The sequence below is a fragment of the Mycobacterium sp. 852002-10029_SCH5224772 genome, assembly GCF_001667315.1.
GTDB lineage: Bacteria > Actinomycetota > Actinomycetes > Mycobacteriales > Mycobacteriaceae > Mycobacterium.
In genome coordinates this window covers 1-23,167 of record NZ_LZHT01000022.1, presented here as the reverse complement: position 1 = coordinate 23,167, position 23,167 = coordinate 1, and the positions used below count along the sequence as shown (strand labels likewise).

Annotated in this window: 22 protein-coding genes and 1 pseudogene; 8 read left to right on the top strand and 15 right to left on the bottom strand. The window is 68.9% G+C overall.

The window, feature by feature from the left end; translation table 11 throughout:
- Positions 1–60: 60 nt before the first annotated feature.
- Positions 61–1,248: an alpha/beta hydrolase gene (locus tag A5775_RS06235; RefSeq protein ID WP_156660588.1), complete on the top strand. Its 1,188-nt coding sequence runs from the start codon at positions 61–63 to the stop codon at positions 1,246–1,248.
- Here A5775_RS06235 and eccE read toward each other — a convergent pair.
- The 12 genes from eccE to A5775_RS06175 form a co-directional block, all read right to left on the bottom strand.
- Entirely contained in the window at positions 1,238–2,266 is a 1,029-nt protein-coding gene (gene eccE / locus A5775_RS06230; protein WP_067249243.1) for a type VII secretion protein EccE, read from the bottom strand. The genes A5775_RS06235 and eccE overlap by 11 nt on opposite strands.
- Positions 2,263–3,672, bottom strand: a complete 1,410-nt coding sequence (gene mycP, locus A5775_RS06225) for a type VII secretion-associated serine protease mycosin (protein WP_067249240.1) — start codon at positions 3,670–3,672, stop codon at positions 2,263–2,265. The genes eccE and mycP overlap by 4 nt, the downstream gene beginning before the upstream one ends.
- Positions 3,669–5,093 carry a type VII secretion integral membrane protein EccD gene (gene eccD / locus A5775_RS06220; protein ID WP_156660587.1) on the bottom strand — a complete coding sequence of 475 codons (1,425 nt, stop codon included), beginning with the start codon at positions 5,091–5,093 and terminating at the stop codon, positions 3,669–3,671. Before eccD ends, mycP begins: the two co-directional genes overlap by 4 nt.
- A 75-nt stretch (positions 5,094–5,168) precedes the next feature.
- On the bottom strand, positions 5,169–6,074 hold the full coding sequence (locus A5775_RS06215; protein ID WP_067249233.1) for an ESX secretion-associated protein EspG: 906 nt from the start codon (positions 6,072–6,074) through the stop codon (positions 5,169–5,171).
- A 20-nt stretch (positions 6,075–6,094) separates the two neighbouring features.
- Positions 6,095–6,385, bottom strand: coding sequence for a WXG100 family type VII secretion target (locus A5775_RS06210; RefSeq protein WP_008261663.1), 291 nt, complete (start codon positions 6,383–6,385; stop codon positions 6,095–6,097).
- Between the two features lie 42 nt (positions 6,386–6,427).
- Positions 6,428–6,721 carry a WXG100 family type VII secretion target gene (locus tag A5775_RS06205; protein ID WP_066860115.1) on the bottom strand — a complete coding sequence of 98 codons (294 nt, stop codon included), beginning with the start codon at positions 6,719–6,721 and terminating at the stop codon, positions 6,428–6,430.
- A 63-nt stretch (positions 6,722–6,784) separates the two neighbouring features.
- Positions 6,785–8,272 (bottom strand): PPE family protein, encoded by a 1,488-nt coding sequence (locus A5775_RS06200; RefSeq protein WP_067249230.1) that lies wholly within the window; start codon positions 8,270–8,272, stop codon positions 6,785–6,787.
- Between the two features lie 2 nt (positions 8,273–8,274).
- Positions 8,275–8,583 (bottom strand): PE family protein, encoded by a 309-nt coding sequence (locus A5775_RS06195; RefSeq protein WP_067249227.1) that lies wholly within the window; start codon positions 8,581–8,583, stop codon positions 8,275–8,277.
- Between the two features lie 2 nt (positions 8,584–8,585).
- Positions 8,586–12,551, bottom strand: coding sequence for a type VII secretion protein EccCa (gene eccCa, locus A5775_RS06190; RefSeq protein ID WP_067249225.1), 3,966 nt, complete (start codon positions 12,549–12,551; stop codon positions 8,586–8,588).
- Positions 12,548–14,179: a type VII secretion protein EccB gene (gene eccB, locus A5775_RS06185; RefSeq protein WP_067249222.1), complete on the bottom strand. Its 1,632-nt coding sequence runs from the start codon at positions 14,177–14,179 to the stop codon at positions 12,548–12,550. The genes eccCa and eccB overlap by 4 nt, the downstream gene beginning before the upstream one ends.
- Complete coding sequence (gene eccA3 / locus A5775_RS06180) at positions 14,176–16,029, bottom strand: type VII secretion system ESX-3 AAA family ATPase EccA3 (RefSeq protein WP_067249217.1); 1,854 nt, start codon at positions 16,027–16,029, stop codon at positions 14,176–14,178. The genes eccB and eccA3 overlap by 4 nt, the downstream gene beginning before the upstream one ends.
- Positions 16,030–16,469: 440 nt before the next feature.
- A complete protein-coding gene (locus A5775_RS06175) occupies positions 16,470–17,375 on the bottom strand; it encodes a class I SAM-dependent methyltransferase (protein WP_067249285.1) in 906 nt (301 codons plus the stop codon).
- Between the two features lie 338 nt (positions 17,376–17,713).
- Here A5775_RS06175 and A5775_RS06170 point away from each other — a divergent pair, with 338 nt between their 5' ends.
- The 3 genes from A5775_RS06170 to A5775_RS06160 are packed head-to-tail and all read left to right on the top strand — an operon-like array spanning position 17,714 to position 19,632.
- Positions 17,714–18,136, top strand: a complete 423-nt coding sequence (locus tag A5775_RS06170; RefSeq protein WP_231995123.1) for a Fur family transcriptional regulator — start codon at positions 17,714–17,716, stop codon at positions 18,134–18,136.
- A gap of 55 nt (positions 18,137–18,191) precedes the next feature.
- Entirely contained in the window at positions 18,192–19,334 is a 1,143-nt protein-coding gene (locus A5775_RS06165) for a GTP-binding protein (protein WP_082952901.1), read from the top strand.
- Between the two features lie 34 nt (positions 19,335–19,368).
- Positions 19,369–19,632: an ANTAR domain-containing protein gene (locus tag A5775_RS06160; protein ID WP_067249210.1), complete on the top strand. Its 264-nt coding sequence runs from the start codon at positions 19,369–19,371 to the stop codon at positions 19,630–19,632.
- Positions 19,633–19,644: 12 nt separating this feature from the next.
- On the opposite strand, the gene A5775_RS06155 is transcribed toward A5775_RS06160, so the two are convergent.
- Positions 19,645–19,929, bottom strand: coding sequence for a type B 50S ribosomal protein L31 (locus A5775_RS06155; RefSeq protein ID WP_067249208.1), 285 nt, complete (start codon positions 19,927–19,929; stop codon positions 19,645–19,647).
- Entirely contained in the window at positions 19,929–21,125 is a 1,197-nt protein-coding gene (mrf, locus tag A5775_RS06150) for a ribosome hibernation factor-recruiting GTPase MRF (protein WP_067249206.1), read from the bottom strand. The genes A5775_RS06155 and mrf overlap by 1 nt, the downstream gene beginning before the upstream one ends.
- A 105-nt stretch (positions 21,126–21,230) precedes the next feature.
- On the opposite strand from mrf, the gene rpmB reads away from it, so the two are divergent.
- The 4 genes from rpmB to rpsR are packed head-to-tail and all read left to right on the top strand — an operon-like array spanning position 21,231 to position 22,199.
- On the top strand, positions 21,231–21,467 hold the full coding sequence (gene rpmB, locus A5775_RS06145) for a 50S ribosomal protein L28 (protein WP_067249203.1): 237 nt from the start codon (positions 21,231–21,233) through the stop codon (positions 21,465–21,467).
- Positions 21,467–21,631, top strand: coding sequence for a 50S ribosomal protein L33 (gene rpmG / locus A5775_RS06140; protein WP_067249202.1), 165 nt, complete (start codon positions 21,467–21,469; stop codon positions 21,629–21,631). The genes rpmB and rpmG overlap by 1 nt, the downstream gene beginning before the upstream one ends.
- A 2-nt stretch (positions 21,632–21,633) precedes the next feature.
- The gene (rpsN, locus tag A5775_RS06135) at positions 21,634–21,939 is read left to right on the top strand and encodes a 30S ribosomal protein S14 (protein ID WP_067249200.1); all 306 of its coding nucleotides are present in this window, start codon (positions 21,634–21,636) and stop codon (positions 21,937–21,939) included.
- Positions 21,939–22,199 (top strand): 30S ribosomal protein S18, encoded by a 261-nt coding sequence (gene rpsR / locus A5775_RS06130; protein WP_067249198.1) that lies wholly within the window; start codon positions 21,939–21,941, stop codon positions 22,197–22,199. The genes rpsN and rpsR overlap by 1 nt, the downstream gene beginning before the upstream one ends.
- Before the next feature lie 419 nt (positions 22,200–22,618).
- On the opposite strand, the pseudogene A5775_RS06125 reads toward rpsR, so the two are convergent.
- Positions 22,619–23,167: pseudogene (locus tag A5775_RS06125) on the bottom strand (hypothetical protein); the annotation flags it as partial.

Genomic DNA, 23,167 nt, shown 5'->3' with positions numbered 1-23,167 from the left:
GGTCAAACGCCCTGGAAGCGCGAGTCCCTCCGGCTACCATCGACGTTCGTGGCGCCCGACATGGATCCGATCGACCCGCCCGTCCCCGTCCCCGACGTTCTCGGCGCCGACGTGCCGGCCGGCGCCGGCGGATTACCCCCAAACTCGGCGTTGTCGCCCCGTCAGCGAATGGTAGTCGAGGCATCGGCCCTCGGCGATCTGGCCCTGCGCACCTGGGTGGCCTCGCTGCTGACCACCACGGTGGCGCCGTTCGTGGTCGCGGGCACCCTGCGGCGATCCGAGGCCGCGACCGAGCGCGGCAACCTCGATTTCTACGCCGAGCTCGCGGCGGCGGGAGATCCCGCAGCGTCCTTTCCGCCGCCCACCGAGTTGCCCCGCGTGACCTCGCGGCGTGCCAGCCCGCTGGCGGAGTGGGTCGCGCACGGGACGGTCGACAACATCGCGTTCCCCAGCAGCTTCACCGCGATCAACCCGGCCATGCGCGCGCGCTGGAGCGGGTGGGGGTCGAACAACATGGTGCGCGCGCAGCACTGGCGCCACGACGACGGACCGCGGCCCACGCTGTGCGTCATCCACGGCTTCATGGGGTCGTCGTATCTGGCCAACGGACGGTTCTTCTCGTTGCCGTGGTATTACCGGGCGGGCTACGACGTGTTGATGTACACGTTGCCATTTCACGGTAAGCGGGCCGAAAAGTTCTCGCCCTTCAGCGGTTTCGGCTATTTCGCCGGCGGCCTCAGCGGTTTCGCCGAGGCGATGGCCCAGGCCGTGCACGACTTTCGTTCCATCATCGACCATTTGCGCCACACCGGTGTCGAGCGCATCGCGCTCACCGGGATCTCGCTGGGCGGCTACACCTCGGCGCTGGTGGCCTCGGCCGACGATCGGCTCGACGCCGTCATCCCCAACTGCCCGGTCGTCACGCCCGCGACGCTGTTCGACGAGTGGTTCCCGGCCAACAAGCTGGTCCGGGCGGGCCTGCGCCTCTCCGATATCAGCCCCGAGCAGTTGAGCGCCGGCCTGGCCTACCACTGCCCGCTCAATTACCAGCCGCTGGTCGGTCGGGAACGCCGGATGATCATCACCGGCCTCGGCGACCGGATGGCGCCGCCCGACCACGCCGTCAAGCTATGGCGCCACTGGAATCAGTGTGCGCTGCACTGGTTTCCAGGCAGCCACGTGCTGCACGTGAGCCAGTTGGACTACCTGCGCCGGATGACCACGTTCCTGCAGGACGTCATGTTCTGACGGCCTCGAGGGTCTCGGTGGCCTCAGAGATTTCCGCGCTGCCGGTCGGTGATGCCCGATGGGCCCCGCCGACCAGGGTGGGCCAGTGCAGCTGGGAGAGCAGGCCCGCGGGCGCGGTCGTGTGTCCGTCGAGGCGCGCCGTGGACAACAGGTCCAGCGCGGTCAGCGCGGGCAGGTGATTTCCGCGCTGCGGGGTGAGCCCGGCCAGCGGCGCCTTGCGGTCCGGCGGCGTGTCGGTCTGGAACGCACACGCCACGGCGACGGTGGGCTGGTGCTTGTCACCGGCGATCTCGAGTGCGGTGCAGGCCTCGCGCGCCGAATGCGACCGGATCGCGTCCAACGTCTCCGGCAGCCCCTCGTCCACCCTGATCTCGTATGCCGCGATGTAATCCGACGCGCCACGCTGCACCCCACGCCACTTCTCGCGGGGATTGGACGTCAACAGGCGGGGGACGTCGTCGGGTGCGACGACGGTGGCTTCCCATCCGGTCTCGCGCAGGTGATCGGCGAGCCGCCGCGCCGCGACCTGAGCGGTCTCCTGCAACGGGATTCGCGACGAGCGCGCCCGCAGCGCGGCCAGATTTTCCGTCGCCGACACGGTGAGCCCGATCCAGGTCTCGCGCCTCGACGCGTCGGAGGCGTTGTCCCGGCTGGTGATCCGGATCTTGTCCGCCCGGATGCCGTAGCGGTCCAGGTAGCCGGCGATCAGCGGCAGCGGCAGCACATCGGAGTCGTCCTCCGGCGCGCCGACCCGCACCAGGGCGGTGGTCGCCGTGGCGGGAGACTCCGGGGTGAACGCGTTGCGACGCCCGACGATCGCCAGGCGGCGGCGCGCGATGGTGGTGAAATACAAACCGCCCCAGGCGCCGAACAGCACGATCACCACGGCGGCAGCGATGCCGAGCAGCCAGTAGTCCCGGGGCGATCGCCACGGGTAGGCCATCACCGCGGGCACAATGGCCAGCAGCGCCAACGTGATTCGCCCGCTCCCGGGGGTCGGTATCGAAATCTTGCTCACGGGGTGGGGTCCTTTCGTCGGCGTGCGGCGATGGTGGTGACCGCGGCGGCCACGGCGACCAGCACGGCCAGCACGGCGGTGCCGGCCACCGCGACGTTCCGCGGTGTGGTGTCCTTGGGTGCCGGCGCCGGAGGCACGGCGACCTGCTTGGCCGCCGCACCGCTCGGCTGATCGCCGGCGGGCAATTGCCAAGTCAAAGCGGCCACCGGGTCCACGCTGCCGGCGCCCACCACGTTGGACGGGTCACGGGCGCCGTTGTGCGCGGTGGCGGTGATGCGATGCGCCACCGCCGTGGCGGACAGGTCGGGATACCTGCTGCGCACCAACGCGGCGACGCCGGCGACGTAACCGGCCGCGTAGCCGGTGCCGTTGAGGGCGACCAGTCGTTGATGGTCGTCGGGCAGGCCGTTCGCAAGGCCGGCACCGTCACCGTTGCCGACCGACACGATGCGCTCGCCCGGCGCCGCGACACCAACCCACGGGCCCGCCACGGTGAACTTCGACGGCTGGCCGGCCGGGGTCAGGGAAGCCACCGACAGCACGTACGGCTGCCACCACGACGGGATGGACACCGAGGTGACGCCGGCCCAGTTTCGCGGATCGTTCGGACGGCTCAGGTCAGTGAGAGGGTTGGATTCGCAGCTGGTTCCACCGGCGAAGGATCCGGTCGGCCCGCTGTCGCCCGCGGCGGCCACGATCACCGCGTCCTTGTCCACCGCCGCATAGCGCACGGCGGCCCCGAGGGCGGCCTGGTCGACGGGGCGGTCCACCGGCAGGCAGGTCACCGAGCCGATGTCGATCACCCGCGCACCCAGGTCGGCCGCGTGCACGATGGCGCGGGCGAGCGTCGAGATCTCGGCGGACACCCGCGCCATCAGCGGATCGCCGCCCGGCGTGCGTGGGGAGAACTTGGCCGACGTCGTCCTGATCGCCACCACCCGCGCCGCCGGGGCCACGCCCGAGAAGCCGTCGTCACCCGACGGCTGGCCGGCGATGATCCCCGCGACCAGGGTTCCGTGCCCGTCGCAGTCGGTCAGGCCGTCGGTGGTCTCGACAAAATCGCCACCCGGCTCGACGTTGGGCAGCCGTGGGCCCGGCCGCACCCCGGTGTCGAGCACCGCGACCAGCTGGCCGTCACCACGCGAAAACTGCCATGCCGCAGGCAGATTCAGCGCCGCCTGGCTGGGCGTGACGGCGCCCGGATCGCTGCCGGGAATGACCCCGGACGTGACGCACGGTCCGCGCTGCTCCATCGGCTGCCCGGGTCCCGGCGCCCCGCTGGGCGGAGCGGCGCCGGGATCGACCGTCGGCGGGCTGATCGCGAGGGCCGGCGGACTCGTCCACGTCGCGGTGGCGGGCAACAGGGCCAACACCGCAGCGAAGCAGGCTGATGCCGGTCGAATCATCGATTGAGCACCAGGCTGAACAACCCGACCACAAACGCCATGACGGGGATCAACGAGGCGTCGAGTCCCGCCGCGGCGAAGCCCACCAACCGGCGCACGGGAAGCGAATAGCTTTCCGGCGCAGCGATACCCGGGTTCAGAGCCAGCACGATCCACACCGCCACGAGCCCCAGGAGCACCAGCGCCGCACCGAGGGCGGCGCCGTAGCGCCCCGTCGCGGTGTAGAGCACCAGCAGCACACCGGCGGCCAGATACGGCTGGGCGAGCAGCCACGCCTTGCAGGCGGCCGAGTCCCACACCCGGGCACGCAGCACCGACGCCGCGGCGGTCGCTCCCACCACGTACCACCCCGCACCGCTCAGCGTCTCCGGACGCAGCGCGATCGCCACCGAGCCCAGGACACTGAGCAGCACCGCGGCGGCGATGAATCCGCTCTGGTGGGCGTCGCTGACCCGCACCCGGCGCGGCAGGTCCTCGAGCACCCGCAAGGACGGCGCCGACGGCGTGGGGTCCCCCGGCGCCGGAATGACCGGCAGGGGGAAGCGCGCCCACAGCGCGGACAGCTGCGCCGCTTCGATGGTGACCAGCAGCGCCGCCACGATCAGCCCGCAGCCGATGGCGACCAGCTTGACGTGCCACAGCAATTCGGCGCCGGCGGCCAGTAGCAGCGCCGCACCCACCACGGCCGTCGCGGTGAAGAATCCGGCGATGCGCTCGCGTTCGGCGCTGGGCACCATCAAGGCGATCAGCGACCACGCGGTGACACCGGCCGCGGCCAGCATCAACTGCGCCGGGCCGAACCGGCCCGGCACCGCCAGCACCAGTGCGGCGCCGATGGGTACCAGCGCGGCGATCGAGAGCGCCATCCCGGTACGGGCCGAGCGCGCCGTGACCAGCAGGCCCACGATCGCGGTCAGGGCCGCGATCGCGCTGACCGCAACCAACCCGGACAGCGCACCGGTGGCGACGCGATAGGTCACCGACAGCCCGGTCGCCAGGAAGGCCACCGCGATCGCCGCGGCCAGCGCGCCACGCTGGATATGCGTTGTGCCCCAAGGCTTGAGCCGAGAGGTAGAGAAGATCATGGCGGCGTCGGCGATGTCCTCGACGATGCCGGGTGCGGCCGGGCCGACCGGCACCGGTTGCAGCGCCAGCAGATCACCGTCGACGACTCCGACGGTGTCCAGGCTCGCGTCCAGGCTGAACGGCGCGCCGCCGATCGGCGCGAGGCTCAGCTGGGTCGCCGCACCGATCTCGGCGGCGCCGCGTGAGCCGGCGGCGTCATCCGAGTCGCCGTTCGCGGTGGCCGGAACCACCAAACGCTGCACCGCGGGCAGGATTTCGCGCAGCGGCAGCTCGGCAGGCAAGGCCATTTCCGTCAACCTGCTGTCCGCGAGGATTGCCACGCGGACGATCGGCATGACGGTTCCGGACGTCACCGGACCCTCGAAGAATGTTGCGGCCGTTCCTGGAACATCGTGCTCTCTTCTCTATTTCTATGAATGTTGGGCGGACAGTGTTGAAGGGGAAAAGTCTCGGGCTAACCGGTGTTCGGAGAACCATCCGGCGTCTGGCAGTTGGGCGGTCAGTTTTTCGATCGCGACGGCGATCGCGAACGGGGTGCCGGGCGCGAAGGTCGAAACCCACTCGCCGTCGAACGCGCGGGACGGGCTGACCAGGACCCGACCCTCGCGTGTGTCGACAATGCTCACCCCCACCTCGGTGGTGGAGTGCCGACCGTCGCGGTGGCAGCCGGCGACGATCTCGACGTAGCTTCGCGGCCCGTCGAAAACCGACTCCACCACCGGACGCGCCGACCGCGGAATACCAAGATAGTCAAGGACTTCGGCCAGCGGAGCACCGGAACGCAGACGCTCGTCGGCCCGGGCGCCCACCCGGGTCGGCATGCTGAACTCGTCGAACCGGGCCGGTTGGCGCTGCGCGAGCCCGACGCACAGGACCGGAACCAGGGCGCGCGGATCATCGATGTCCATCGCGGTGAACGTGATCAGCTGCGCGCTGCGCAACGCGACCACCGTCGTCGACGTCCGCCCGCCGACGCCGGTGCGCTGCGCGACGATGCCGCGCAGGAGCTCGCCCGTTCCGGCGGCCTCATCGGTGTCGTTGGTGGCGCCGACGTAACGCAGGTCGAGCCACCGCTCGGGAAAACACACCACCTTGATCCACTCGGCAACCGAGGGGTTGATGAGTCCGCCCGCTGACACCAGGCCCATCTCGGTCAGCTCCGCCCTCTGACGGTCGAAAAACGCGGTGCGCTCCGCGGCATCACGATAGGGGCAGGTGATTGCCAATACCCACGGGAAGCTTCCCGCCCCAATCGTTTCCGCGATGAACCACGCATGATCGACCGTCAGCTCGACGGCGTTGGGAGCTGGTTCCATCAGGCTCGTTCAGCCACGAACTAGCCGCCCCACTTGGCGGCTTCGGCCTGGTCGCGGGCCAGCATCGACATGGTGTTGGCCTCGTGGGTGCTGGCCATCGACTGGTACGCGCGCACCAGGCTTTCCATGGCCTGGTTCCACTGGGCCTGCCACACCTGGTAGGTCATACCGGTGTCACCCTGCCAGGCGTTGGACAGCGTGGCTTGCTCGGCGGAGATATCGGCGCCGAGCCCCTGCATCGTGCCGGCGTAGCCCGACATGTCGGCGGCGTGGCTCAACATCGCCGGGTAGTTGTACATGATCTGCGACATCGCAAGTCCTTTCGCGGGTTGGTGGCGTCTAAAGCGGCTGTGTCAGAACGCGGTGTAACCGGAGGCGGCTGCCGCGTCCGCGGCCACATAGGTGCCTGCGGCGTCGCCGAGGTTGGCCTGGGCGATATCCAGCAGCGTGTTGACCCGCGCGGCGACCTCCACGAACCGCGCGTGCGCGGCCTGGAACGCGGCCGAGGACTCGCCCTGGTGGAAAGCCTGCGCAGACATCGCTTCCTGCTCGGCCTGGCTGATCGTGCTGCGCAGCAACGCCGCCTTTGCACTGAACGCCGATTGTGCGGCGACCAACTGCGGGATGTGAGCGTCCAACATACTCATGGTGATTCCTTTCTCTTGCGTCCGTTGGGGTTTCGGTAATTCACCCGAATGTGGCTGACTGCCTTATCCCCCCTTCCCCGGCTCGGTTGGGCCCGTCCCGTTGACGGCTTCCCGCTCCCACGTGCCGGGCACCATTGGCATCCGTGGGCTGCCGCCGAAGTCGTCGTCGGCCAGCTTGGTCAATCCCGCCGCCTCGAACGCCTTCTGTCGCTGCTTGGTTCCGGCGAACCCGAGCGGCCCGGCCCCCTGGGCGGAGGCCACCGCCGCGGCCAGCTCTTCCTCGTCGCCGTAATCCGGGGACACACCGAAATCGGATTCCATATCCGCGAACTCGTCAGCGTGGTCGTGCAGCGCGGCCCGCCGCCGGCGCCGCGCCCGCGACTCGGCGCGGCTCGCAGCCGCGGCACCCGCCGCCGGGATCGTCGCCGCGGGCGCCTTGGCCCCGCCGCGACCGCCCAGGGTGGGACCGACGCCGGCGTCCGGGTCAGCTCCGTAGGCGACCACGTAGGCGAGGTTTCCCGCCGCCGCCGCGGCCGCCGCGGCGGCGGGCGCGCCGGTGCCGGCCGCGACCGTCGTGGCCGGGGCCCCGGCGGGGGTTGCCACCGTCGGGGCCAGGGCGACCGCCGGCAGCATGGACGGTTTGTTCGAGGTCAGGACCGGGGCCACGGCGGCCGGGGCCGCCTCCGGAGCGGCCTCGACGGGCGTGGTGAGCAGCGAACTGAGGCCGATGCCCAGCAGGATCGGCAGCAGGAACGGTGCGGTCAGGAGCGCGCCCCAGGTCGGCCAGCCGACGGCGTTGAAGAACACCTGGTAGGCGACGAAGAACAGCAGCGGTCCGTTGGCCGCCAGGAACGCCGGCAGATTCGAGAAGAAGTCCTGCAGCATCTGCTGGATGTTCTGGAAGAAATCCTGCAGGAACTTGCTCAGCTGCTGGATGAAGTTCTGCCACCAGTCGCCGTTGTTCTGCGCGGCGTTGGTCGTGAGGTTGTTGGTTTCGCCGCCGGGATTCACGATGGACGGCGCGGCCATCGTGCGCGGCGCCGCGGCCAGAGCCGAGCCCGAGACGGCCTGGTAGGTGCCCATCGTGGTGGCCGCCTGAACCCACATCCGCGCATAGTCGGCTTCGTTGACTGCAATCGGAATGGTGTTGATGCCAAAGAAATTCGTCCCCACCAGCACCCCGTGCACGGCGTGGTTGGTGGCGAGCTCACCCAGCGTCGGCATCGCCGCCAACGCGGCCGTGTACGCCGTCGCCGCGACCTCTTGCTGCGCCGCGGCGCCCGCGCTGTCGGCGCTGGCCTGTTGCAGCCATGCCAGGTACGGCAGGTGGGCCGTCACGTACTGCTCGGCGCTCGGCCCTTCCCAAGCCCCCGCCTGCGCCTGCCCCAGCAACCCACTGAGTTCGGCTGCCGCCGAGGCGTATTGGGCGCTGAGCGAGGTCCACGCCCCGGCGGCCGCCAACAGCGGCCCCGGGCCCGGACCGGCGCTGAGCAACGCCGAATGCACCTCGGGTGGCAAAGCCATCCAGATGGGCGCGAGGGGGGCAGTCATCGTCAGGCGCCCGCGATCCCGAACGTCGCAGCGGCCGCGGTGTCTCCCACGAGATAGCTTGTGCCGGCTTCACCGACGCCGACCCCGGCGCGACCCAGCTCTTCCACGCCCTGGGCCGCCATCGCCGAGTGCTCCTGGCCCTGGGCGCTGAACCCGACGGCCGTCTGCAGCGACACCGGATCGACCGCCGGCGGCACCACCGCCGTGATCGCCGGGGCCGCCGCCGCGTGGGCGGCCGCCAGCCGTGCCGTCAGCGCCTCCACCGCGGCGCTGGTGGCGGCCAATCCTTCGGGAACCACTCGCAGCGTCATCTCTACTCCTCCCGTTGCGCTTCACTTGCCATTACGGATTCCCCGATCAAGGGGTTGACCAACTGCACGTACGTCGGACCATCGCTGTCGCCCAACAGGATCGCCCGTCCGGCCGGCAACCGGCCGAATCGTTGACCGCGGATCTTGCCGCTGTCTTGCGGGTTGCCCGCCAGCATCAACGTGGTCGCCTGCAGGTCGTTGAAGCGGCGCAGCAGCGGGTTCGTCATCAACGCGTGCCCCGAACCGGTGGCGCGCGCGGTGACGATCACCCGCACCCCCAAATCGGCCGCCTGCGACAGCAACCCGATCAGCGGCGACCACGGGCGCTGCCCGACGTACGGGCCGCTCATCGCCGGCGAATCCGGTATCTGGTCGACGTCGTCGATGATCAGGTAGTGGGTGTGGCCCGCAAACGTCCAGCGGGACAGTTCGGCCGGGGACAGACCGGCCGGGGGCCGTCGCGACTCAATGAGGTTGGCCAGCCCCAACATCGCCGGAATGATGCGGTCGATGTTGGCGGTGTACTCGTTGTCGGCGAACAACGGTTCGTCGACGAGGTGCAGCCGACGATCCAGCACCGTGAAGGCCACCTGATCCGGCGTGGAGTTCTCGCGGACCGTGCGAATGAGGTGGCGCAGCAGCGTCGTCTTGCCCGACTTGCTGTCACCGAACACCATCAGCAACGGGTTGTCGGTGAAGTCGATCACCACCGGCGCGAGATCCTCCTCGCGCTGGCCGATGACCACCTGTTCCGGCCCGCGATACAGCGACCCGACGGCGTCCGGGGCGAGGTTGGTGGGCAGCAGCCGGACCGGCGGCGCGGCCATGCCCGGGTAGCGGTCGTTGATGGCGGCGATCTGGTCCAGCTCGGGGGTGGCGAACAGGAAATGCTCTGCGGCCATGGTCAATCCGCGGCCGGGCTGGTCGTGCGGTACCGCTTCGGCGGGCCGGCGCAGCGCGCCGACCACCCGCACGTTGCTGTCCCGTGGATCGTGCAGCTTGAGTTCGAGCCGCAGCCCGAGCCCGTCGCGCATCGAAAGCGGCACCTCCAGCCAGCTGGGGGTGGTGACGACGACGTGGATGCCGTACGCCAACCCGATATTGACCAGCTCGGTGACCTTGGCCAACAACGGGTTTCGCGTGTTGAACTGGTCGGTGTTGTCACGGCCGAACGCGTAGAGGTTGTCGATGAGCAGGAACACCTCGCCGAAGCCGTCGTCGGGGGCCGCGCCGTGCTTGTCCCGGAAGGCTTCCCGCCGCTGCCGCGACAACAGCAGCTGCTCGAGCTCCCCGAAGGTGCGCCGGATCCGTTCGGGCTCCAGCGCCGAGGCGACGCTGCCGACGTGCGCCAGATCTTCGAGCGCGCGCAGCTTCCCGCCGCCGTAGTCCAGGCAGTAGAAGGTGACCTCGCGGGGCGAGTGCAGGCTGGCCGCCGACAACATGAACGTCTGCAAAGCGGTCGACTTCCCCGACTTGGGGCCGCCGTGGATGACCATGTTGCCGGCCGACGATGCGGCATCGAAAACCAGTGGGTCGCGGCGCATTTCGAACGGCTTGTCGATCTCGCCCAGCGGCCATTGCCACTGCCGTGGCGGGACGCCGGCCCGGGCCAGCATCGCGCTCACCGGGATCGGCTCGTCCAGCGGCGGCAGCCACAACTGCGGCGCACGCGGACCGTAGCCGGCCAGCTGGTCGCCGATGGTGGCGATGAGCTTGCGCGGCGGCCCGGTCAGTTCGACATCGTCGGGACTGGTGATCACGGTGTCCTGATCGGGCTCGACCCGTCCGGCCGTGAACACCTTGGGCTCCGGGATCGACGGCACCACACGCGATTTGGCCTTCTGCGGCGGATCGTAGATGCCGTCGACATAGGTGCTGCGGAACTTGATCGGCGTCGCGCCCGGCGCGGGCACCAAGAAGGCCACGCCCTTGTGCTCCTTGCCGGATTCGATGTGGTAGGCGTCCTCCACGCCGATGATCTGGCGAGAAACGCTGGGACTGGCCACCTTCAACCCGATGCGGTAGGAGGTGTTCTTGTCGATGTCCTTGATCTTGCCGACATCGAGCGTCTGCGACGCGAACAGGATGTGGATGCGGAACGAACGGCCTTTACGGGCAACGTAATCGAACAGCTCCGCGTACTCCGGGTGATCGGCCAGCATCAGGGTGAACTCGTCGGCCACCACGAACAGTGTGGGGATCGGCGGCAGGTCGTGCCCGGCGGCGATGGCGTTCTCGTATTCGACCACCGAGTTGAACGCGCTGCCCTGCACCCGGCGGCCGGCCTCACGCAGCAGCGTCTCCCGGCGGGCCACCTCGCCGCGCAGCGTGTCGGCGAACCGGTCGGCCAGCGACTTCTTTTCGGCCATGTTGGAGATCACCGCGACAACCTGCGGGAAATGGCGGAAGCTGTCGGCCCCGGCCTCACCCTTGAAGTCGGCGTAAATGACGATCAACCGGTCCGCCGAATGAGTTGTCAACAGCGACAACAGGATCGACATCAGGGTCTGGGACTTACCCGAACCCGTCATACCGATCATCAGGCCGTGCGGGCCCATCCCGCCCTCGGCCTCGTCCTTGAGGTCGAACATCAGCGGCTCACCGGTCGCGGTGAACCCGATCGGAACGCGCAACTCGTCCTCGCGGCGCCGGGGCGCCCACATGGTCGGCACATCGAGCTGCGATGCGTCCGGGATGCCCAGCATCGTGGTGAACGAGGCGCCGCGGGTGGCCGCCGAGCGCAGCCCGGTGTGGGTCGGGTTGGAATCCCAGCGCGACAGCTGGCGCGCCAGATGCGCGGCCTCGTCGGCGCCCAGTTGGTCGGCATCGTCGATGTAGGGCTGCCAGCCGCCGGTCTGCCAGCGCTCAATGGCGCCCGCTCGGATGCGCAGGATCGGCTTCTCCGGGTCCGAATACTGCTCGCGGTGCGGCGCGGTCGCACCGCGCTGCACGACGGTGACGCCCGCCCGGCCCATCGCCAGCGGCGAGGCGCTCAGGTCGTAGTCGGGATCGTCGATGACGATCAGCAGGTGCCGCAGCGCGTCGGCGGGCTCGCCGGTGAACGCCGGACGGTCGACAAGCGCCGAACCCAGGCTGACGACGAGTTCGTCGGCGTTGGTCGCCATGAAGCGTGCCGGCCCGACCCCGTCGAGCTCGCCGGGAATGTCGACGTGCGGTAACCACTTCAGCCACGACCAGTCCGGACCCTCGAGATCGGGAGTGACCAGCGCGACCCCGAGCACCGTCGGGTCGTGCCAGGTGACCGCCTGAGCGACCCAGGCCCGCATCGCCGAGCGCGCCTCGTCTTCGGAGCCCAGCACGGTGATCCTGGAGACCTTGGCCAGGTCGATTCCGGTCGGCACGTCGCGCACCGTGCGGTGGGTCTCCAGCAGGCTGCGTAATGCGCTGTGCGACACCGGCTCCAGGTCGATTTCGTCCGCGGTGTCGTTGACCCGCAACGCGGTCGCCAGGGGAACATGGTGGCGCCCGGCGCGCAGCACCAGGAAGTCGGGATCGTGCGGGTCACGCTCCCACTGACGGCGCGTTCCGGGCACGGCGGCCAGCACCGCGGGCTCCGGGTGGGACCACTGGGCAGCCTCGCGCTGCGCGGCGGCCTGGGTTCGGATGTTGTCCCGGACCACCGACAGGTAGCGCAGGTAGTCGGCGCGTTCGGCGTCGACCTCCTCGGTGCGCGTCTTGTTGTCGTTGCCGCGATACATCGCGGTCGCGGCCAGCAACAGCACGAACGGGAAGAACAAGGTCTGCGGGGAGATCAACCGCATCCCGGTGGCGAACAGGGCGACGATCATGCCGACGATCAGGATCACCAACACATACGGCATCGCCCGGCGCAGGAACGACGGCGGAATCACCCGGGGCAGCTCGGGCGGCGCCTCGATGGCGATGGTGCCCTTGCGGGTCACCGGTGGCGCCAGCCGGCGGCGCGCTTCGAAGATCAGTCGGCTCATCGGGGGGCTCCCTCGGCTTCCCTAGCAGCAGCGGTGACGCGGCCGGGCTTCTGGTCGGGCGTCAGCCCGTCATGGGCCAGCAGCGCGTCGGCGCGCGATAATGTCGGTCCGTTCGCGAACAGCGACAGCACCGACCACGGAATGGGGACCGGGGAACCGGTAAGGCCAAGGGCCTCAACGGTTTTGCCCTGGCCAGCGGCGGAGTGCTCCGCCTCGTTGTCGATGCCGTAGCGGACACCGGTGTCCGAGACCCAGAACAGCGACCCGGCGCCCGGCGAGTTCGGCCCGCCGCCGACGGTCTGGGTGAAGTAGCCGGTGCCCGGCGCCAGGGCGACGCGGGTGGCGGTGGTCGGCGAGCCGCCGCCCACCAGGTCGACGGGGCGTATCGATTCGGCCATCGGCAGGGCCGAGCCCGACAGCAGATTCACCGAACTGCTGGCGGCACCGGCGGGCTTGCTCCAATAGGCGCATGTGACAGGGGATTTGGCCGTGTCCACCAAGCCGACCTGCTGGTCCGGGTACCGCGCGGTGTCCAGCATCCGCGACACCGGCAGCTTGGCCACCGCATCGGCGGCCAGCCGTGGAGGTTGGTCCAGCCCATAGGAATTCGTGTTGCGCAGGATCGCGGCGAGCACCGGCGAGATCTGCTGGAGGCCGTCGGGCAGCACCGCGTAGTAGCGCGGCGCGCCCGAGGAGCTCTGATCCAGGGTGTAGGACACCACCACCGCCCCGATCGGCGCTGGCACGGGGAAGGGCGCCGGCGCACCGGCGTTCGGGATGCCCGGCGCGGTCAACGGCGGCGCTTGCGGTATCGCGTTGAACATGCCCAGGGCGATGGGCCGGGGGGCGGGGATCTCAGAGTTGCTCTGCCCCAAGCCAAGTGCGTTGGTGATCGCATGGTCGGTCAGGTTGATCTCACTGCGCTTGCCGTCCCACAGCAGCCAGGTGGTGCCGTCCCGCTCGGCGAGCAGAGCCTGTCGCGGCGCCAGCGTGGCGGCGCGGGCGCCGCTGCTGTCCGGTCGGCCCGCGATCACCGTGACGCCGGTGCTGTGGGCGGCGTGCCCACCGGGGTCACTGACCGCGTCGCACACCGTCCAGTTCGCGTCGGTCGACGGGTTTTGCACCATACGTTCCGGCGCGCCCGGGATGCCGATCAGATTTCCGCGCGGAAACCGGTCCAGTTCACTGCTTTTCACCATGGTGGGGTCGACCGCCCGACCGGTGATCAGCCGTGCCGAGGTCAGGTTGAGCACCGGGTGCAGGTCCTCACCGACGCGGACATACAGCGCGGCGGTCGATCGGTCGGCGAGTATGGCATTGGTGCCCGCCGTTCCATTGGGCCGGATCAGTGAGAACACGAAGCAGCCCGCCAGGCCGGTGACCAGAAGGACCACGCCCATCGCGACGGCGCGCGACTGCGTGCGCAGCGGGTCGACGAGCATCCTGGTGTCGTGCAACGCAATACCGGAGGCGATCCGGCGCATCACGAATCGCCAGCCGCTGACCTGGTGCCTTGTGACGAACCCGCGCCGGTACTCGACCTGGTCGGGGTTGTCGTTGACCGGGGTGCGGGAGGAGAACGAGCGGCGTTCCCCTTCCCCGTCGCGGGAATGGTTATTGGATGTCATGCCGGCACCGACAGCCCAAGGCCACGCAGCAGTGGCTCAACCGACCTTGCGACGTCGTCGTCGGTGATCGTCATCAGCTCCTCGTCGCTGAATTCGCCGGTTCCGGCGTGTTCCGAATGGTCGAGCCGGAACTCTCGTTCTTCTTCGGAGCGTTCGACGATGTTTCGGACGAATCGACCGTTACCGGCGATGTCCAGGTTGCGTCGCGAAATTCCGTTGGCGTCGGGTGTCGACTCGGTCGCCAACTTCGTGAACAACTCCTCCATGTGGTCGAGCGCGGCCTTTTCGAAGATGCTGTCGCGCTGCTCGGCCATCTTGTTCGCGATCTCGACCAGTTCCGACGGTGCGTAGGAGGGGAAGTCGATGTTGCGGGTGAACCGAGAACGCAGGCCCTCATTGGTGTCCAGGAACTTGTCCAGGTCGGCCCGGTAGCCGGCGATGATGACCACCAGGCGGTCGCGGTCGTTCTCCATCCGCGCCAGCAGCGTGTCGATGGCCACCAGCCCGAAGTCGTTCTTGGCGCCCGTGGCGACCAGCGCGTAGGCCTCGTCGAGGAACAGCACGCCGTCGAGCGCGCTGTCGATGATCGCGTTGGTCTTGGCCTCGGTCTCGCCGATGTGCTGGCCGATGAGGTCGGCGCGGTGCACCTCTCGGATGTTTTCGCGCTTCAAAAGCCCCAGGCCGCAATAGATTTTGGCGACGACGCGGGCGATGGTGGTCTTACCGGTTCCGGGCGGGCCGGCGAAGACCAGGTGGTGGGCGCGCTGCGCGACCGCGAGCCCGCGCTGCTTACGGACCAGCTCCATGGCGACCGAGCTCTTCAACCGGGATACCTGGTTCTTGACCTCGTCGAGTCCGATGAATTCGGCGAGCTGGCGTTCGGCCTCGTGCAGCAGCACGGCCTTGCGTTCGTGCGCGGCGGGATCGACGAAATCCTCGGCGTTGGGCTCGGTTTCGGGATCCCACGGATTGGTGCGGGCTTCGATGCGCGCCGCCGTGGTGGTCACGATGCCGAAACTGGTGTCGGTCAGGGCCTGTTCGACCTGTTCGTTCTCCGGGTGGGCCGCGTACAGGTCCTGCAGCACTTCGTTCGCCGAGTCCTCATCGACGTGGGCGCGCAGCACCAGCGCTTTGGCCAGCGCGCCATCGACGGCCGCCACCGCGACGGGACCGTCGGGCTCCTCCAGATACGACAGCGCCGGGGCGAACATGCCCAGCCGGGCCAGCGCGGTGCCCAGGGCGATTTTGGCGGCGTGGGAGAAAGCCTCGTCGAGGTCGGTGTCGTTGACGATCGGGGTCAGCAGCTTGACGACGTCCGACCAGCGTTCGGCGCGGTAATTGATGACGACCGACACCCAGCGGGCCTCGCGCCAGTTCGGGCGGTCGGCGGTCAGGCCGGCGACGATGGCGTCAGCGTCAGCAAATCGCCCGGCCATCGCGAGCGAGGCCGCGTAGGCGAGGTGGAAGTCGTCGGGTGTGCTGGCCCGAAACTGTAGGTACAGCCCGGTGTCGTAGCGGAAGCCCAGCGAGTCGGGCGCCAGATCCACCTGGCGCTGCAGCATGCCCACGGTGGCCGCGGTGCGCGATACCGCCTCGAGCACCCGCAGGGAGGCATCGCCGGCGGCCGCCAATCCCGTCCACGCGTCGCACTGGTCGTGGGCGATGCGCGTCAGCGCGGTGAAACCCGAGCGAGCCGCGGCCAGGTCGGCCGGTCGCTGGCGCTGGTAGACGACGATGCCCAGCGCGCGGCAGCACGTGGCGAACCGGCTGACGACGTCACCGTCAACGCGCGCGTCCACTCGCGGATTGACGGGCTGAACTGTGAGCATGCCGGTGTCACCGTGTTCCACGGCCGCGCCTTTTCATGTATGTAGTCTCCCCTAACCTGACCCGCCTGAAGTTAGCATTGCATAAGCTAACTGTCGAGGCGTTTGGGCCTGTCCGACTCACCACTCCACTGCCCTTCTTCTACCGCCGATGAGGACGTTCTGGATAGGGTTTCGCCGCATTTTCGGCATACTCACAGCCGCACCTCGTGCGGTATCACAGCAAGGCCCTACCTTACTGAAAATCATTTTCATTATCAATCCCGACCTGCGACGTCGGAATCCGCCGGCTCGGCCGGGCGGAACAGGGACGAGACCGTCCGCACCGGCGCGCTCATGGCAGGGACTCCTCGACGATCGGGTTGGGCTCGACGACCACCGCGACCGGGCGGCCGGCGAAACGATCACGCAGCCACTAGTCGGCGGGCGGACGGAAAAAGTTCCGCCGGTTTTGTCTCGGCGCCTCAGGCCCGGACGGCGCTCACCAGGGTGTTGCGCGCGACCATCGGGCCAGCTTCGGTCTCCGTACCCGGCACGGGACGGCCGAGCTCGCGAAGGTAATCAGCCAACGGTGTGCCGACGGCCGTCCAGCCCCGGTTGCCGAACCATTCGGTGGCGGGCGCGCACTGCTCGTTGTAGACCAGCTGGAAGAACACGCCCTGATCACCCTGGGTGGTCGTCGCACGCTCTTGGGCCAGGGCGGCCTCGAAGTCCTCGGGCTTCATCGGGCTGCCATCCTCGACGGCGACGTGGCTGCCGTGGCCGGCGAGTCCATCGATCCCGGTGAACAGCTGCTCCTGGGCGTCGGCCGGTAGATAGATCAGCAGGCCCTCGGCGATCCACGCCGAGGGTTTTGCCGGGTCAAAGCCGCTGTCACGCAGGGCTTGCGGCCAGTCCTCGCGCAAATCGATGGCGATCTCACGGCGCTCGGCACGCGGTTGGGCGCCGGCGCCGGCGAGGACCTGGCGCTTGAAGTCGAGCACTTGCGGCTGGTCCAGCTCGAAGATGATGGTCGCGGCCGGCCAGTCCAGTCGGTACGCCCGCGAGTCCAGGCCCGCCGCCAAGACGACCACCTGCCGCACACCGGCGTCGGCCGCACGGCGGAAATAGTGGTCGAAGTACTTGGTGCGCGCGCCCTGGAAGTTGACGAAATGCTCGCCGAAGCCGGCGCTCTTCAACTTGTGGTCGGGATCCTTGCCGTCGAGGACGTCCGCGGCGGCCCCGCCCACGGCCCGACAGAAGACCTCCGCGTAGGGGTCCACCGCCAGCGGATCGGGCTTTTGCGCCTCCAACGCCCGCGCGGTTGCGACGAACAGCGCGGTCGATCCCACGCTGGTGGTGATGTCCCAGGTATCGCCTTCGCTTCGCACGCCGCCCACAGTACTCGCGCCGATGCGCATTTCCGGTGGCGCGCAACGCCAATGACGGCCACGGGCACATGCGCCGCCGGGGCCGGCCGGTCGGACGTCACCGCGTCGACCGTGCCGACGTCCGCCGCGAGGCGGATCGCCGCTGCGGAAGATCTCGCGCAACCCATGTGAAAACGGTTATCGTTTGCAGCGTGGGTGGGGCTCCGGCACCGCCGCTACGCCATCAGCCATCGGCAGCACCGCCGCGCCACCCCGCCTTGATGCCAGCCACTGGCCTCCGCGAGGTCCGGGATACACGAGCAACCGCCTCGGGATCAGTTCGAAGAGGAGCATCGCCGGTGCCATCGCCGCCCGCCGCGCCCCGACAGCGACGTACGACGGTCAAGCAACGCGCCGTCTTAGAGGTGCTGCGGGCACAGGAGAACTTCCGTAGCGCCCAACAGCTTTATCAGGACATTTGCCAGAAGCGGCAGCTCAAGATCGGCCTGACCAGTGTTTACCGCATCTTGCGCACACTGGCAGCCGACCGGGTCGCCGAGACACAGCGCGCCGAGGACGGCGAGATCCTCTACCGCCTCCGCACCGAGGCGGGCCATCGTCACTATCTGCTGTGCCGGCAGTGCGGCACGGCCGTCGCCTTCACCCCCGTCGACGTCGAGGAATACACCCGCAGGCTAAGCCGCCAGCATCACTACGCCGACGTCACCCACTACGTCGACCTCTACGGCACGTGTCCGCAGTGCCAGACCCCTCAACCCTGAGCGCTCGCGGGCAGACCTTTGCGATCGTTAATGAAAATGATTATCATTAACGATCATGCCGCCCCAGAGTTCTGCTCCGCTTCCCGTGACCGTCCTGTCGGGGTTCCTGGGGGCGGGCAAAACCACCTTGCTCAACCACGTTCTGGCTAACCAGGAAGGCCGCCGCGTCGCGGTCATCGTCAACGACATGAGCGAGGTCAACATCGACGCGGCGCTGGTGGCCGGGACGGGCTTCCTGGACCGCACCGACGAAAAGCTGGTCGAGCTCACCAACGGCTGCATCTGCTGCACGTTGCGTGAGGACCTCATCGAATCGGTCGCCCGCCTGGCGTCCGGCGGGCGGTTCGATTACCTCCTGATCGAGTCGACGGGGATCTCCGAACCGATGCCTGTCGCCGCCAGCTTCAATTGGGAATTCGAGAACGGCTTCAGTCTGAGCCGGATCGCACGGCTCGACACCATGGTGACCGTGGTCGACGCGTCGGCCTTTCTGCGCGAGCTTGCGCGCGGCGAAGCCTTGGCTGCCCGCCACCTCGCGGCCGGCGACGGCGACGTCCGCACCATTGCCGACCTACTTGTCGATCAAGTGGAGTTCGCCGACGTGATCCTGCTCAACAAGACCGACCTGGTGAGCGAGAAAACCAACGCCACCGTGGCGGCAGTACTCCGGCGCCTGAATCCGGCGGCGAAGATCGTCCCCACCGACCACGGCCGGGTAGCCCTGTCGGAGGTCCTGGACACGGGCCTGTTCGATCCGCGCCTGGCGGCCGAGTCACCCGGTTGGGCTGAGGAACTCGCCAACGGGCACGCACCGGAGACCGAGGAATACGGCATCAGCAGCGTGACATTCCGCGCCCAACGCCCCCTGCACCCGCAGCGACTACACGCAACACTGCACCAGCTGCAGAGCGTCTTGCGCAGCAAGGGCTTCTGCTGGATCGCCAGCCGCCCGGACATTGCGGCCATCTGGTCCCAAGCCGGACCCAACCTGGCCATAGAACCGGCCCAGTACTGGTCGACCGCCGACTTTCCCCCCGGCCAGGAGGTCGTGTTCATCGGGGTCAACCTCGACCGCCGCCGGGTACTGGGGCTCATGCAGGCGGCGTTGCTGACCGACACCGAACTGGCCGACGGTCCTCGGCGGTGGGTCGACTACCCCGACCCGCTGCCACCCTGGGACGTCGTTCACGCCCACTGAACTTTCAAGAACTCCACCACCGCTGGGAGCGACCATGATCCACACGCCGAACTACCGGCCCGCCGACCACAGGTCCCGGCGTGAAATCGACCAGGCGATCGGCGTCGTCATGGGGCTCAGACGTTGCTCGGCAGAGCAGGCGCTGAGTGAGATCACGGCCGTCGTGCGCGCCAGCGGGGTTGGACTGGGAGGGGTATCTCGCGCGTTGCTCGGACTGATCACCGGCGACGTCACCTCGGCCGCGGGAGAGGCCGTCGTCCACTGGGACGCCGTACTGCGCTCAGCGGCACAGGATTAGACCTCGCCAGGGTCAGCGAGCCGCGTCGTCGCGGTGGTCGGTTTGACGTCTTCCATAGCGGCGGTGGAATTTCTCCACCTGCCCGGCAGTGTCCACGATGCGCCGGCTGCCCGTCCAGAACGGGTGTGAGTCCGAGGTGACCTCGACGACGACCAGCGGATGGCTGCGCACTCCGTGCGGCGTCTCCCACTCGATGGTGCGCGAACTGGTGATGGTCGATCGGGTCAAGAATTTCGCTCCGGTGGTGGCGTCCTGGAAGACGACGTGGTGGTAATCGGGGTGAATGCCGGATTTCATCAGCGGTCTCCTTCGGTGCTGTGGTGGGCGGGCGTGTTCTCTTCGGCGCCTTGCGCGGGGTCTCCACAGGGGTCTTCGTGCCAGTCCCCGAATGGGTCGTCGCCGAAAGCCCAGTCGCGAGAAGCGAACTCGTCGTCGGTAAGCAGTGCGCCGTTGAGGGCGTCAAGGATGTCGGTGGCATTCGCACCGCACACCAGGATGGTCATTGCGGTGTGCCGGTCGCCGTGGTCGGCGTCCCATTCCAGCTCGGCGAACGCACGTCTCGCCGGATCGATACCGGCCAGCTCGTTCGGCGTGAGGGCGGCGAGCCACTTGCCGGCCGAGCTGACCCGCAGCCCGGCCCCGGCCGATTCCAGCCACATCGCACGGTCGGGCTTGCCGGCCAGCCAGAGCCGTCCCCGGGTGCGGATCACGCCGTCGAGCAACAGATCCAGGCAGGCGTGCAGGCGCTGCGGATGGAAGGGGCGGCGGGCATTGAACTCCACCAGAGCGATCGGCCCACGGGACTCCAGCGGCGGCTGTCCGGCCAGCAGGGGCCCGTGCGGGTCGTCGCTGCGGCCGCGGCGCGCGTCGCGGTAGAGGTTGTGCAGCGCCTCCTCGATGCCGCCGGGCCCGACGCGAACGCGTGTGCGCGGAGACAGCCGGCGCAACACCGCGGCCACGAACGGGTTCGCGTGGTCGAGCACAACCACATCGGCGAACTCGGCCTGTCCGATCACCACCTGGGCCTGGGTGCGGCCGTCGTCGAGTTCGTCCTCACCCAGCGCCTGGTTCAGCCACGCCGCCGAATCGACACACGTCACCACGGCGGCGATCGCCACGTCCAGCGCCGCGGGCCCGTCGATGTACCCCGGCGCCACACGCACCCGAACATGCTTGATGGCCAAGCAAATTGGCTCGGGCTCCATCCAGGGCGCCAGGTGCACCACGATCCGGTCGACGTCGTCGCGGCGGTGCAACTGGCGCAGCAACACCAACAGGTCATTCCGGATGGTGCACGACACGCAGCCGTGCGCGAGTTCCAGTCCGCTCTCGTGACTGGTCAACACGCCATCGGACAGCGTCACCGTCGTTCGGCGCACCACGTGACCGTCGAATCGGTGCTCGACGACGAGCGTTCCCGGGGTCTGCAGCAGCGCACCCACGACGGGGTCGGTGTTCCGCTGTCCGGCAACCAGGATGACGGGGGTCCGCATCGTCCTCCTTATTGATAATCATTTTCGTCTAGGTCGTTCCTACGGTACCGTCCCTACCGAACCTTGTCGAAAATGATTTTCATTAAGCGATCACGGAGGTGCACGGTGTCCGCCTACTGCCAGGTGACCGGCCGGCGACCGGGTTTCGGTAACGCGGTGTCGCATTCCCATCGCCGTACCCGGCGGCGGTGGTCGCCGAACATCCAACTCAAGACGTACGACCTACCTTCGGAGGGCCGCCGGATCCGGCTACGGGTCAGCGCCAAGGGCATCAAAGTGATCGATCGCGACGGCATCGAGGCGGTCGTTGCGCGGTTACGCCGCGAAGGGCAGCGAATCTGATGGCGCGCAACGAGATCCGCCACCTGGTGAAACTTCGGTCCACCGCGGGCACCGGCTACACCTACATCACCTGCAAGAACCGGCGCAACGACCCCGACCGCCTGGTGTTGCGCAAATACGACCCGGTCGCGCGCCGCCACGCCGACTTCCGGGAGGAGCGCTGAGCATGGCCAAGAAATCCAAGATCGTGAAGAACGAGCGCCGGCGCGCGATCGTGGCGCGCTACGCCGAACGCCGCGCTGAACTCAAGGAGATCATCCGCTCACCGGCGAGCACCGCCGAGCAACGGGCGGCGGCCCAAAATGAATTGGCCCGCCAGCCCCGCGACGCCAGTGCGGTGCGGGTGCGCAACCGCGACGCCGTCGACGGGCGACCGCGTGGCCATCTCCGCAAGTTCGGTCTGTCAAGAGTCCGGGTCCGCGGGCTGGCCCACGCCGGGCAGCTCCCAGGCGTGCGGAAGGCGAGCTGGTAATGGCCAGGAAACTCGCGCGCCGGGCCACCGCACCGGCCGGCCGCGCGCCCAAGAAGAACCTTCTCGACAGCCTCGGGTTGCGCGCGGTGGGCTACAAGGACACCGCGACGCTGCGCATGTTCATCTCCGAACGCGGCAAGATCCGCTCCCGCCAGGTCACCGGCCTGTCCGTGCAACAACAACGGCAGGTCGCCGCGGCCATCAAGAACGCCCGCGAAATGGCGCTCCTGCCCTACCCCGGCGGGCACACCGCACGGTGACGACCCCGCGCCGCGGCACCGATCGCCCATTCACCGTAATCGTCTGTGCCGCATGCGCCGTCGACCATGAACTTTCGGTCATCGACGAACTACGCCCCACCATCCGGCGCTGTCCGCATTCCATGCTGGTCTCGACCGCCTGCATGCTCGGACCACTCACGTGTGCGTCTCGGCCAACCGGAGGCGGCGTCATGGCCGTGGTCCAGCCCTGCACCAGCGACCGAGTGGCCAGCGGCCCGGCTCATTGGATAGGACCCATCACCGACAGCGGCGCGGCCGTGGCGCTGTGCGACTGGCTGGAGCTCGGGCAATGGGAAAACATGCCCGTCCCAAGGCAACTCGGGGTGCAGCAGCGTTGGACACGCCGCTCGAGTCGACGCAACTGACGCTGAACGAAGCTGCCGGGCCTAACCTCGCAGCTAGCCGTCCCGGCCCGCTCCCTCGTCGGCCCCGCCGGTACCCCACGTGCGCGGCATCATGGGCGTCGTTGGGCCGCCGTTGAATTCGTCACCGGCCAGCGTTGTCAATCCGGCCGCCGCGGCGACCGCCTCCCTGTCCGCGGTGCCGGCGAATCCCAGCGCGCCGGCACCCCGATCGGACGCCGACGCCTCGCGGCCCGGGGGCGACCCGGCCCAATCGGGATCGACGTCGACGTTCATGTCCATGTATTCGTCGCCGTACCCGCGGTGCGTCGTGCGCTTGCGCCGGCGCGCCCGGGCCGCTTTGCGGGTGCGCGCGGCGGCGGCCGCCGCCGCGGCGGCGCTATCGGGTTCCGGCGCTTTCCTTTTGGCGCTCGAGCTGGCGCGGGCGCTCATCCCCGAACCCGTTCCCATGCCCGGTGGACCGATGACATACGGAGGGAAGAACCCCGGCGCGGGGGCCACCGGTGCCGGAGCCGCCGGTGCCGCGGCCACCGTGGTCGCCGTGGGGGCGGGCGCCGGCGCCGGGGGCGTTGGCGGCGCCGCGGC

Coding starts and splice junctions, on each gene's coding strand:
- A5775_RS06235 (WP_156660588.1), top strand. CDS start 61: ATGGATCCGATCGACCCGCCCGTCCCCGTCCCCGACGTTCTCGGCGCC.
- mycP (WP_067249240.1), bottom strand. CDS start 3,672: ATGATTCGACCGGCATCAGCCTGCTTCGCTGCGGTGTTGGCCCTGTTG.
- eccD (WP_156660587.1), bottom strand. CDS start 5,093: ATGCCGATCGTCCGCGTGGCAATCCTCGCGGACAGCAGGTTGACGGAA.
- A5775_RS06215 (WP_067249233.1), bottom strand. CDS start 6,074: ATGGAACCAGCTCCCAACGCCGTCGAGCTGACGGTCGATCATGCGTGG.
- A5775_RS06210 (WP_008261663.1), bottom strand. CDS start 6,385: ATGTCGCAGATCATGTACAACTACCCGGCGATGTTGAGCCACGCCGCC.
- A5775_RS06205 (WP_066860115.1), bottom strand. CDS start 6,721: ATGAGTATGTTGGACGCTCACATCCCGCAGTTGGTCGCCGCACAATCG.
- A5775_RS06200 (WP_067249230.1), bottom strand. CDS start 8,272: ATGACTGCCCCCCTCGCGCCCATCTGGATGGCTTTGCCACCCGAGGTG.
- A5775_RS06195 (WP_067249227.1), bottom strand. CDS start 8,583: ATGACGCTGCGAGTGGTTCCCGAAGGATTGGCCGCCACCAGCGCCGCG.
- eccCa (WP_067249225.1), bottom strand. CDS start 12,551: ATGAGCCGACTGATCTTCGAAGCGCGCCGCCGGCTGGCGCCACCGGTG.
- eccB (WP_067249222.1), bottom strand. CDS start 14,179: ATGACATCCAATAACCATTCCCGCGACGGGGAAGGGGAACGCCGCTCG.
- A5775_RS06165 (WP_082952901.1), top strand. CDS start 18,192: ATGCCGCCCCAGAGTTCTGCTCCGCTTCCCGTGACCGTCCTGTCGGGG.
- A5775_RS06160 (WP_067249210.1), top strand. CDS start 19,369: ATGATCCACACGCCGAACTACCGGCCCGCCGACCACAGGTCCCGGCGT.
- A5775_RS06155 (WP_067249208.1), bottom strand. CDS start 19,929: ATGAAATCCGGCATTCACCCCGATTACCACCACGTCGTCTTCCAGGAC.
- mrf (WP_067249206.1), bottom strand. CDS start 21,125: ATGCGGACCCCCGTCATCCTGGTTGCCGGACAGCGGAACACCGACCCC.
- rpmG (WP_067249202.1), top strand. CDS start 21,467: ATGGCGCGCAACGAGATCCGCCACCTGGTGAAACTTCGGTCCACCGCG.
- rpsN (WP_067249200.1), top strand. CDS start 21,634: ATGGCCAAGAAATCCAAGATCGTGAAGAACGAGCGCCGGCGCGCGATC.
- rpsR (WP_067249198.1), top strand. CDS start 21,939: ATGGCCAGGAAACTCGCGCGCCGGGCCACCGCACCGGCCGGCCGCGCG.